Annotated in this window: 14 protein-coding genes; 1 reads left to right on the top strand and 13 read right to left on the bottom strand. The window is 43.8% G+C overall.

Going from position 1 to position 11,379, the window contains the following annotated elements; translation table 11 throughout:
- The 9 genes from nadE to HZA08_10090 form a co-directional block, all read right to left on the bottom strand.
- Positions 1 to 1,301 (bottom strand): NAD(+) synthase (gene nadE / locus HZA08_10050; GenBank protein ID MBI5193766.1); only part of this gene is annotated, 1,301 nt, incomplete at its 3' end.
- 162 nt (positions 1,302 to 1,463) lie between these two features.
- On the bottom strand, positions 1,464 to 1,802 hold the full coding sequence (locus tag HZA08_10055) for a P-II family nitrogen regulator (GenBank protein MBI5193767.1): 339 nt from the start codon (positions 1,800 to 1,802) through the stop codon (positions 1,464 to 1,466).
- Positions 1,803 to 1,891: 89 nt separating this feature from the next.
- On the bottom strand, positions 1,892 to 3,181 hold the full coding sequence (locus HZA08_10060; protein ID MBI5193768.1) for an ammonium transporter: 1,290 nt from the start codon (positions 3,179 to 3,181) through the stop codon (positions 1,892 to 1,894).
- Between the two features lie 141 nt (positions 3,182 to 3,322).
- On the bottom strand, positions 3,323 to 3,661 hold the full coding sequence (locus HZA08_10065) for a P-II family nitrogen regulator (protein ID MBI5193769.1): 339 nt from the start codon (positions 3,659 to 3,661) through the stop codon (positions 3,323 to 3,325).
- Positions 3,662 to 3,675: 14 nt separating this feature from the next.
- Complete coding sequence (gene amt / locus HZA08_10070) at positions 3,676 to 5,337, bottom strand: ammonium transporter (GenBank protein ID MBI5193770.1); 1,662 nt, start codon at positions 5,335 to 5,337, stop codon at positions 3,676 to 3,678.
- Between the two features lie 31 nt (positions 5,338 to 5,368).
- Positions 5,369 to 5,524, bottom strand: a complete 156-nt coding sequence (locus HZA08_10075; GenBank protein ID MBI5193771.1) for a hypothetical protein — start codon at positions 5,522 to 5,524, stop codon at positions 5,369 to 5,371.
- The gene (locus tag HZA08_10080) at positions 5,524 to 6,294 is read right to left on the bottom strand and encodes a hypothetical protein (GenBank protein ID MBI5193772.1); all 771 of its coding nucleotides are present in this window, start codon (positions 6,292 to 6,294) and stop codon (positions 5,524 to 5,526) included. Before HZA08_10080 ends, HZA08_10075 begins: the two co-directional genes overlap by 1 nt.
- Positions 6,266 to 6,508: a helix-turn-helix domain-containing protein gene (locus tag HZA08_10085; GenBank protein ID MBI5193773.1), complete on the bottom strand. Its 243-nt coding sequence runs from the start codon at positions 6,506 to 6,508 to the stop codon at positions 6,266 to 6,268. Before HZA08_10085 ends, HZA08_10080 begins: the two co-directional genes overlap by 29 nt.
- Positions 6,509 to 6,749: 241 nt before the next feature.
- Complete coding sequence (locus tag HZA08_10090) at positions 6,750 to 7,214, bottom strand: hypothetical protein (GenBank protein ID MBI5193774.1); 465 nt, start codon at positions 7,212 to 7,214, stop codon at positions 6,750 to 6,752.
- 179 nt (positions 7,215 to 7,393) lie between these two features.
- Between HZA08_10090 and HZA08_10095 the strand changes: the two genes are divergently transcribed.
- Positions 7,394 to 8,560 (top strand): ATP-binding protein, encoded by a 1,167-nt coding sequence (locus tag HZA08_10095; GenBank protein MBI5193775.1) that lies wholly within the window; start codon positions 7,394 to 7,396, stop codon positions 8,558 to 8,560.
- Between the two features lie 116 nt (positions 8,561 to 8,676).
- Here HZA08_10095 and HZA08_10100 read toward each other — a convergent pair whose 3' ends face one another.
- The 4 genes from HZA08_10100 to HZA08_10115 form a co-directional block, all read right to left on the bottom strand.
- Complete coding sequence (locus HZA08_10100; protein ID MBI5193776.1) at positions 8,677 to 9,909, bottom strand: alginate export family protein; 1,233 nt, start codon at positions 9,907 to 9,909, stop codon at positions 8,677 to 8,679.
- A 368-nt stretch (positions 9,910 to 10,277) separates the two neighbouring features.
- Positions 10,278 to 10,571, bottom strand: coding sequence for a type II toxin-antitoxin system RelE/ParE family toxin (locus tag HZA08_10105; GenBank protein ID MBI5193777.1), 294 nt, complete (start codon positions 10,569 to 10,571; stop codon positions 10,278 to 10,280).
- A complete protein-coding gene (locus tag HZA08_10110; GenBank protein ID MBI5193778.1) occupies positions 10,568 to 10,795 on the bottom strand; it encodes an addiction module protein in 228 nt (75 codons plus the stop codon). Before HZA08_10110 ends, HZA08_10105 begins: the two co-directional genes overlap by 4 nt.
- Before the next feature lie 63 nt (positions 10,796 to 10,858).
- On the bottom strand, positions 10,859 to 11,379 hold a 521-nt coding region (locus tag HZA08_10115; GenBank protein ID MBI5193779.1), incomplete at its 5' end, for a MarC family protein.

Below are 11,379 nucleotides of genomic sequence, written 5' to 3' on the forward strand. Positions count from 1 at the left end.
ACAAGCCTGCCGAACTTATTTGACAGTGCCATCATAATATTGCCGCGAATCCTCGCCTGAATATTTTCCTCTGTTATATCAGGTTTCATGTTATTAAACTCTCCTGAGAGTGTATCCAGATATAACTTGAAAATATCATTAACAGGTATTGTCAGCAATTTTATGCCGAGATTTTTAACCAGCGATTCAACATCCTCCCCGCTCTCCGGCATGGTATATTGTGATGGCATGAATACACCGTGAACATTCTTCTTTCCAAGTGCATCAACTGCAACAACTGTTACAAGTGCAGAATCAATCCCGCCGCTCAATCCGATTACAACTTCCTTAAATCCGTTCTTCCGCACATAGTCTCTTGTGCCGAGGACTAATGCCTGATAAACCTCTTCCACACGTTCAAGAGGCTCTGTAGTCTTTGAGGTTATAACGGGTTTCTTTTTTCCATTTACAGCATCACTTACTTCTACTGTAATCACATTGGAAACCGCACCTACCGCATCGGGAGAAAACATCCTTGCCCTTCTCCTTGGGTCATGGAGCCTTGCAAGGTCTACCATCTTCAGATCAATATCAGCAATTATTAAGTCCTCAGTAAATAGTTTACCGGATGCGATCAAATCCCCCTTTGGATTAAAGATCATGCTGAGTCCGTCAAATACAAGCTCATCCTGTCCGCCCACCATGTTAGTGTATGCAATAAATACCGCATTATCAGATGCCCGTGTTGAAACCATCCGCTCCCTGAACCGCCACTTACCTGCGTGATAAGGTGATGAATTTATATTGACTATAAGCCTTGCACCTGCCAATGCCTGCTTCATACACGGCCCGTCCGGATACCATATATCTTCGCATATATTAACCCCGACAGGGACGCCCCGTATTATAAATATCTTTGAACCTGTACTGCTTTTAAAATATCTCCTCTCATCAAAGACCCCGTAATTCGGGAGATAATTTTTATGGTATATCCCTGCTATCTTTCCCTTGTACAAAACTGCTGCTGCATTGTATATGTCATCTGTCTTATCAACAAACCCGACCACAACAGCCAAATCCAAAGATGAGGTCTTTTTTGCTATTACTTCAAGAGATGCATAATTGTCATCCACAAACTTTGATTTAAGCAGGAGGTCTTCAGGAGGATAACCTGTTATTGCCAACTCTGGAAAGGAGATTATGTCCACCCCTTTCTTTCCTGCATCTATCGTAAAATCAATAATCTTCTCTACATTACCTTTCATATCCCCCACATGTGCATTTATCTGTCCTAAGGCAATGCGTAAAGATTGTTTTGTCATATTTGAGCTTTGAACTTTGAACTTTGAACTTTCACTCTAAAATCCTTCCGGCGGGGTTAGAAAACCCCGCCTATCCAGATATATATCAAGGATAGTTGGGACATTCTTGTCCCACTCTCTTTCATCATCCTTTGTGAGCGGCACGCTCATGGATGTTTTGTCTTATATCGCGTCCTCTCCGCGCTCCCCTGTCCTTATGCGCACGACGTCTTCCACATTGGTCACAAATATCTTGCCGTCTCCGATTCTTCCTGTCTTGGCAGTATTTACAATCGTCTCTATTACCTTTTCCACGAGGTCATCAGAAACCACAACCTCAAGTTTTATCTTTGGTAGGAAGTCTACAACATACTCAGCACCCCTGTACAACTCCGTATGCCCCTTTTGTCTTCCGAAGCCCTTAACCTCTGTAACAGTATTACCCTTAATGCCTATCTTGTTCAGGGCATCTTTCACCTCATCAAGTTTAAACGGTTTTATAATAGCCTCTACCTTTTTCATATATATCCTCCGGAATTTTTTAATAAATCAAAGCCACACCCAAATGCGGTAAAAGATTAGCAAATGGAAAATAAAAAGTAAAGCATATATTACATTGAGTATCCAGTCTCATTGTGCTGGGTTAAATCAAGCCCCATTATCTCATCCTCATTACTTACACGTAAACCGACAATTAGATCAACAATCTTCAGTAGAATAAATGATACAACAAATGCGAAAACCAGACTGGCAACCGTTGCTATAACCTGAATCCACAATTGATGGGGATTGCCGAAAAAGAGTCCGTCTGCACCTGCAGGGTTTACAGCCTTTGACGCAAAAAGTCCGGTAGCTATTGCACCCCACGTACCGCCGACCCCGTGCACCCCAAATGCATCAAGGGAGTCATCATATCCGAACTTGTTCTTTAAAATGACAACAGAATAAAAGCAAATAACTCCTGCACCGATTCCAATCAAAATAGCCGATACCGGCCCGACAAATCCTGAGGCCGGTGTAATTGCAACAAGGCCTGCTACTGCACCGCTCGCTGCCCCAAGTATCGTTGGTTTGCCATGATGCACCCACTCTACAAACGTCCATGCAAGTAACGCAGCAGCAGCGGCAATGTGTGTTACAACAAAGGCGCTTGTCGCAAGGCCGCCTGAAGTGAGAGCACTGCCGGCATTGAAGCCGAACCAGCCGAACCACAGAAGAGATGCCCCCATAACCACAAGTGTCATGTTGTGAGGCGGCATCGGCTCCCTCATATAACCGACCCTCTTTCCAATGAGGATGGCTGCGAGTAGAGCAGTTATTCCTGAACTAATGTGAACAACAGTACCTCCCGCAAAATCAAGTGCCCCCATATTTCTCATCCATCCGCCTAAACCCCATACCCAGTGGGCAAGCGGGTCATAGACTATGGTTGTCCATAGCAGGCTGAATATGACGAAGGCTGAGAACTTCATCCTTTCTGCATAAGCCCCTGCAATAAGGCAAGGGGTTATTATTGCAAACATACACTGGTAGATCATAAATGTCTGGTGCGGGATAGTTGCTGCATAATCCGGATTGGGAATGAGACCAACCCCGCTTAGCCCAAGCCATTCCAGTCCGCCGATTATCCCCATCCTGTCAGGTCCAAATGCGATAGAGTAGCCGAACAGAACCCATTGAACAGTGATCAACCCTACAAGGATGAAACTCTGCATCATAGTGCCGAGTACATTTTTCCTCCGTACAAGACCGCTATAGAATAATGCAAGACCCGGTATGGTCATTAACATTACCAGCGCTGCAGAGATTAAAATAAACGCTGTATCTCCTGAATTAATCTGACTTTCCATACAAACTCCTCCTTCATTTTTGTTATCAGGAGGGTATAAAGCAAAATACATGCCATAGCATTTTAATTGCTTAACTATATGATTTATAAGTCTTTTTTAATTTAGAGAGATTACAAACATCAATAATACTTATTACAAAAATGTAAAACCGCAGGACAATATTACATTTTTGTAATGTTGTCCTGCAATGTTTTATATAGCGTCTTCCCCTCTCTCACCGGTTCTGATTCGAACAGTCTCTGTAACATTTGTGATAAATATTTTCCCATCTCCCAATTTACCGGTCCTGGCAGAGTCCACAATTGCGGAGATAACCTTCTCTGCGATTTCATCTGTTACAACGACCTCTATCTTTGTCTTAGGTAAAAAATCAATCACGTATTCAGCGCCCCTGTACAGCTCTGCATGTCCCTTCTGGCGCCCGAATCCCTTTACATCCGAGACCGTCATACCTGTGACCCCTGCCTGGTTTAAGGCATTCTTGACATCATCAAGTTTAAATGGCCTTATTACTGCTACTATCTTTTTCATGGTTCCTCCAATAATTATTTATGACTCTTATTTAAGATAAAATCAGGGTACGCTGACACCGCTACTTCACTCTGGTCTAATCCCTCAATCTCCATCTCTTCCGACACCCTGAGCGGGACTATCTTATCAAGTATCTTAAAGAAGATATACATCACAATACCTACGAATACAAAATTGGTGACGACCCCGATAATCTGGGCGGCAAGCTGTGATGCATTACCATAAAACAACCCGGTAACAGTACCGGCAACACCGTTTAATCCATCACCGTACGTCCCGTCTGCAAAAAGTCCAACAGCAATAACACCCCACGCCCCGTTTACACCATGAACAGATACTGCTCCAACAGGGTCATCAATCTTCAGGGTACGCTCAACAAAAACCACACTGATGCACAGGATCACTCCTGCGATTGCACCAATGATTGCGGCTGAGACAGAGTTCACAAAGGCACAGGGCGCCGTAATGGCAACAAGCCCTGCTAAAAAGCCGTTGGCAACCATAGAGATATCAGGCTTGCCGTAGAAAATCCACATATAGAGCATTGAGAAAAATGCCCCGGTAGCCGATGCAAGCATGGTATTGACCGCTACTACACCGATCCTAAGGTCCCCGCCTGCAAGGGACGAACCCGCATTGAATCCGAACCATCCGAAGGCAAGGATAAAACATCCTGTAAGTGCCAATGGGATATGGTGGCCCGGTAATGCAAGCGGTTTACCTTCCCGTGTAAATTTGCCTATCCTGGGGCCGAGTATCGCCGCCCCCACCAGCGCCGCAACTCCCCCTGTCAGATGAACGACAGAAGACCCTGCAAAGTCAACAACACCATGTCCCAGACCGAAGTTCTTGCCGAGCTGAGACAGCCAGCCGCCGCCCCATACCCAGTTTGCATGAATCGGATAGACCAGCATGGATATGAAGAATCCGTAAAACACAAATGATTTAAAGGTCCAGCGTTCTGCCATCGAACCTGTAGGTATCGTAGCCGTGGTGTCCATAAATACCATCTGGAACAGGAAGATCGTAAATACGACAGCATCATAAGTAACCCCAGATAGAAAGAACCCCTGCGTCCCGAATAACCCAAAGTCATGTCCAAACAGGTGAATCACAAATTCACTGCTGAGGGTAGTCCCGCCGCCGAGTGAGGCAACACCCCCAACCCCGCCCATCTGCAAGGCAAAGCCGCATATCCAGTAGCCGAGCAATCCGATAGCATAAACCATAAAATTCATTGCCATGGTATGTCCTGCATTCTTAGCCCTTGTAAAACCTGTCTCTGCGAGGGCAAAACCAGCCTGCATGAACATTACAAGGAAGCCGCAGACTAATGTCCAGACTATGTTGACGGCTATCCTGTTATGCCCTACAACATCCGCCAGTTTTGCTGCAAGCGGCTCTTTTGGGCCCAGGATCTTCAGGTCATCTGCAGTAGGTGCATTAGCAGATGCCCCAATCACATCCGCCGCCCCGCCGGTTTTAGCGCCGGATGGATCAGGCATAGGCACTGCCGGGGTTGATGCCTGCTCAGGTTGAGCCTGCTCAGTCACCGCCGGGGCAGGAGGAGCAGTCTGCGGCTGTTCCTCAGCCATTGTGAAAGTGGAAGACAGCATCACGATTGATAGAATAAGTAATATAAGCCTTGTAAACCTTAACATCTTAAATCCCTCCATTTAGTCATTAGAAAATAACCCCATCCCCACCCTAAACCTCCCCTTGAAGGGGAGGGAACAAAATTAGCATCCTCTCCGGCGGGGTAAGAAAACCCCGCCTATCCACACATTGTTTGAGGATAGGCGGGACATTCTTGTCCCGCTGATTTTCATTACCCTTTGTGAAACCTCGCTCATGACATTTCATTAGAAATTAATATCAAGTTGAGTTGTCCATACATAGTGAACATCAGCATTTCCTATTGCCACTGCAGGTTCATTAAACCAGACAGGCCCTGTGAGAAGGCTTATGTCCCTTGTGAAGTAGTAATACATTCCGAAACCGCCTCCACCGAAGGCATTTTTCCCGCTTGCATAGTCAGCCGCAAATACCCACTTATTATATTCACCTTTACCATCCTTTGCCGGCATGAATCCTTTGTCATACCCAATCATGAAACCGGTATTGTCCTTTTTACCATCTTTATCCAACAGAACCTTATTATTGCCGGAATAAGCCCCAACGTGGAGACGTCCGAGGCTCATTGGAAGGGTCTTACCTGCCATTACATGTATAATATTCTGAGCTGTAGTCTTGCTGTTAGTACCGACGCCGAATACACCTATATTAAATGCCGGAGAACCATCAAACAGAGTGCCTTCCGGAGTCCCCAGTTTTGCATTAAGCATCAAAGGATCTGTAGATGGCTCCATCCAGTCAATACCAACCTCAAGCTGGAGCTTCTCATACGGAAGGACACCAACTGTAAGACCTACATCCGTAGGCAGGTCAGCAGATTTTGCCTTTCTTGCTATGGTAAAATAATTATCAATACCTATGTGCCATACGTTATACGGCTGAACATCACTTACTGCCGGCGTCCAGTATGTTGTAGACGGTGTCGCATATACAGTTGCCGCCCCAACCATACCTATTAACGAAACTGCACTAACTACACTGATTAAACTTTTCATCATCTTCATCTTTCAATCCCCCTGTCTTGTGTTTGATTGTTATCCCGTACTTCTTTATCTTATAGCCAAGTATCCTCTGGCTAATCCCAAGCCTCTTCGCTGCCTTTGACTGAACCCACTCCGTGCTTTCCAGTGCAATAAGAATGTACTGCCTCTCTATATTTGCAATAATATCCTTTAAAGTAACCGCGGTATTCCTGTTGAGTTTCTCAGACATGGTAAGGGTATATTACAAAATATGTGCCACAAAATTGTAATATGTGTAACTATATGATTTAATAGGGTTTTCAAGCAAAGAAAGGCAATATAGAACGAAAATGGATTGCTACAATAATGTAGGATAAATGGTTTTATTTTACAAATTTGTATGATTGTATAGAACTCCGAAAATCTCCATAGCTCACCCTACCCCTACCCCCTCCCGTCAAGGGAGGGGGTAAAGCATAGCACCCTCTCCCTCAGGGAGAGTGTCCGGGTGAGGGTGGGGAACCGAACTTCGAATATAAATCACTTTTATGCTCTGAATCCATGTCCCCTTTGTTCTTATAAAGAAGATAATGGATCACCTCATGCTTCCAACTCATCCTGTCACCCAAAAGTATCTTATTGGGTCGTGCGAATTCCCCATAACATATCTTCCCTTTCAGATTATTGCCGGTACATGGAAAATTCGGCGTTGGGTAAAGAAAAACAGCTACATCATAAAAATCAGCATCAAGACCTGAACATTCCACAACCTCATTAAACTCCTTCTCAAACAAATCAAAGTATGCCTTATCTACATGGATACCGGAGGTGGCCGCTGAAGAATCCGGAGGAACAGAAGATGCGGATGTATCAGATGTTATGGATGGGCCGGAGGAACTGCCGCAACCTGCCAAAAACAGACTCAGTATAAAAATGGGAAAGAATAGTCGTTTCAATTGTCAAGCAATCCTTATGTATACAATCATCTTTGTGTACTTTATTCACAATATTTATATGCAATATAGATAGCTCTTGATACTTGCAAATAAAATGCCATGCAAGAAAATTAAATGACAAATTAAATAACTGTTATTGACATCTATTTCGTCATTTATTATTATATATGACGAAATAGATGACACCAATATACCAGAAAAATAACGATCCTTATATTGCACGGACATTAAATCTAAGCACTCTGCTTGATAAAAAATCCCATTTTTTGTTAGGCCCACGACAGACCGGAAAAAGTTTTCTCATCGCTCACACACTTAAAGGGGTTCGGTTATATGACCTCCTTGATACAACTGTTTACCTGGCTCTAAGTCAGAAGCCTGAGCGATTATCTCAGGAAATCCTTTCAGGGGAACGTTTTATAGTAATTGATGAAATCCAACGACTTCCAATCCTCCTCAACGAAGTACACCGGCTTATTGAAACCCGCGGCATACATTTTCTGCTCACAGGGTCAAGTGCCCGCAAGCTCCGTCGTGGCGGCGTCAATTTGCTCGGGGGAAGGGCACGAACAAAATATCTGCACCCGCTTACATTTAATGAACTCGGCTCACACTTTGAATTATCACATGTAATTAATCGGGGGGCTATTCCATCCATATATTTCTCTGATGACCCTCAGTCGGATCTCCTCGCTTACACAGGCTCATACCTCCAACAGGAAATAGTTGCAGAAGGCGTTACCCGCAATGTGCCTGCATTCAGCCGTTTTCTGAGGGTGGCCGCTCTCTGTAATAGTACAATTGTAAATTTTACAAATATCGCAAATGATGCACAGGTACCAAGGACAACCGTGTATGAATACTTCGAAATACTGAAAGATACATTGATTATCCATGAACTGCCTCCGTGGAAAAAGTCTATAAAAAGAAAACCGCTTTCATCTTCCAAATATTATTTCTTTGATACAGGGGTAGCCGCATCACTGCAAGGCCGCCGGCATACAGAACAAGGGACGTCTGAATTCGGAGAGGCATTTGAGACCTATATTTTTCATGAGCTGATGTGCTACCGGGACTATGTATCAGGAGATGATTTGACCTATTGGCGTTCGACATCAGGATTTGAAGTTGATTTTATTATAGGAGATCACACGGCCATAGAGGTAAAGGCTAAAGAAAATGTCTCAACACAGGATATTAAATCACTGCGAGCCCTTGCAGAAGAAAAGAAACTCAAAAACTATCTATGTGTCAGCCTTGAGCCCCGTACAAGGATGGTTGAAGGTATCACCATTTTACCAATAAAAGAATTTTTAAAATCCCTGTGGGAAGGACAATATAGTTAAAACTTGTCCCACGAAACAAAAAAGGCGTCAGCAAACTTAATCGCTGACGCCTTCTGAAATAATTCCCTCCCCCTTGACGGGGGAGGGTAAGGGTGGGGGTGAACCCCGCCTCAATCTTAGTTGAACTTCACATTGATCATGAAGTAACCAAATGTTTCAGACTTGTCTTTCGGAACTGTACCATAGCCTCCATAAGATGAAATTGTGCCTGCCTTTCCGTTATCTCTGATAGCATAAGCAAGTTCACAGTTTACATTCTTGCTCTTCTGATGATTGGCCTTTATGTTTATTTCAGTTCCTAAATCATCACTGGCCCCTGCTGCTGTCTCAGCCTTTTTATAACTCCAGTACTCTACTGCAACCTTCATATTATCCATTGGTTTTACGCTTGCGTTAACTGACATGGCCTTTATATTTGTCCAGTTAATATCATCATTAAAACCATAGAGGTAATGATTGGTTGGATAGAGATTATCAAATCCTTCAACTTTCTTAGCTGTTGATGCCTTATCACCTGTTGCAGCATCATACTCTGCACCAATTCTTAAGCCCATTACAGCAGGTACTGTATAACCGGCTGTTATTGCATAAGCATTAGCATTCTGAGTTGCAGTAGGAGTTGCATCTCCTGTCTGAATTGCAAGCTCTGCTCCAAGATCTACATTCATTGGCTTTAAGGAATCGCTCTTAATCCTGCCGCCGAGGGTATAGAACTTGGTGCCGACGCCCCCGCCAACTATCTTATCGAGCAGATAAACATCTATGTTGTTCTGAGGAACAACCTTAAGGTTGGCATATACGCCAAGGAGGTTGTTGTCATCATGGAAGGAACCGCCAACGTCCATTACCTTAGCCCAGAAGACATCCACATCTGCAACATCATGCTTGTAAGTAAACTTGATTGCATCAAATCTCCTCGCATTGTTGCTCCATTCCAAAGAACCTATGAGCCTGTGGTCTCCATAAGCAAGTGACTGGCGGCCGAGTGTTACAGAAAGCGGCTGGCTAAATAGGTTGTCCATCTTAACATAACCCTGGCTCAGATCAAGTGATTCAACTTCAGTACCTGTAATGGTTGTGCTTGGCCCCTTAGCACCCCATGTCCTGCTATCCTGTGCCTGGATGAATACTGTTGTATTCTCATCTACAGTACCGGATGCATTAAGGCGAGTCCTCTGCTCAAAAAAACCACCCTGATTCATAGCAGCAGCACCATCAGAATTATCCACCATTACACCTCTCAACCTCAACTCTCCGTCAAACTTGATACCTTCTGCGTAACTAGAGCCTACAAGCCCTGCAACGAATACTCCGGTTAATACAAACTTTAACCATTTTCTCTTCATCATTATCCTCCTTAGATAAATTGTAATTAACAAGCTGCTACTGCTTCTTTATATAAAGCCTCGAAAATACTTTATGCGATTTTAAAAGATTGTACTCCCACCCCCTTTCTCCTCCAATTAATTTTTTTTCAATTACGAGAAAGAATAATCATAGTAAACAAATTTATACTGTTCACATGCACCGGGACGTCAACCGAAAATCTCCATAGCTCACCCTCCCCCTAACCCCCTCCCGTCAAGGGAGGGGGAATAAAGCTAAGCCTTAACTTTACAGCATGATACTTTAACCATTTTTCTACATAATTGTCAAGATAAGAAAAACAGAACAAACAAAAGGGAAAAATAATCAGAAAATTGGATAACTCATGTAATTATCTTATCATCCCTTCAATCCCCCTTCTGATAATCATCACGGCTATAGCCGCAAGGATGAAAATACCGGACTGCTCGATACTATAGACAATACCGTATGGGAAACGGGTTACAAGACAACGCCGGACATCTTCTTCAATGACCGGCCAGGCAGTTGGGTAGTTTACAATTTTCTGAATACAGTTAAACACCTCAATAGAGAAATCATATCCAAGCCCCTGTTCACATTCTTCGTAGTATTCGATCGATTCGTTAAACTCGGCTGCTGCCTCCGGATGAAATGAGAAGGTCATTTCTCAAATCGCTCCCTGATTTTATTAAAGACATCATCACCGTGAATGGGCTTCACACGTCCGGATCGAAGCTCTTCCAGCCGGCGTTTGGCAACCTTTCCCCATTCAACATCAATTTCAGCAGATATAGGATTTAGCGTTCGGAGCAAGGAATCAATAACCATAGCCCTCTCTTCAACAGGAAGTGACTCTGCCTCCTGTATTATTTCTTTCATTCCATGCATATAACCCCCCTTTTTTTATACCTGATTACATTATCACATTGATTTTTTAATGGCAATTTTTGCCTATCTTATCATACCCTCAATCCCCCTTCTGATAATCATAACTGCAATAGCCGCAAGGAACAGGGATACTACCTTTGATAAGGCCCTTGCCCCGCCTTCGCCGAGAAAAGACAGTATCCTTCCGGCAGATGCAAACACTATCCAGACGATTATAAGATTTACTACAAGCGAAAGCATAGTTGCCGGGATCCCAAAAATATCACTTAACATTATCAGTGTCGTCAGGGATGCAGGGCCTGCAATCATAGGGGTTCCGATAGGAACTGTCCCAACAGAAGGATGAGGCTTTCTGCTCCTCTGCTCAGAAAAGATAATATCTGTAATTGCAATTACAAGAAGTATAATCCCTCCTGCTATCTGAAAGTCCGAGATAGTAATCCCAAGAGTTATGAATACACCTTTGCCGATCAGCAGGAATAACACGGTTACAGCCGTTGCCGTAATTACCGAATGTCTCAGCACCTTAGCCCTGACAGCATCCTCCATATCCTGGGTAAGGGATATGTAAATAGGCAGGACAC

The organism is Nitrospirota bacterium (genome assembly GCA_016212215.1).
Taxonomy (GTDB): domain Bacteria; phylum Nitrospirota; class 9FT-COMBO-42-15; order HDB-SIOI813; family HDB-SIOI813; genus JACRGV01.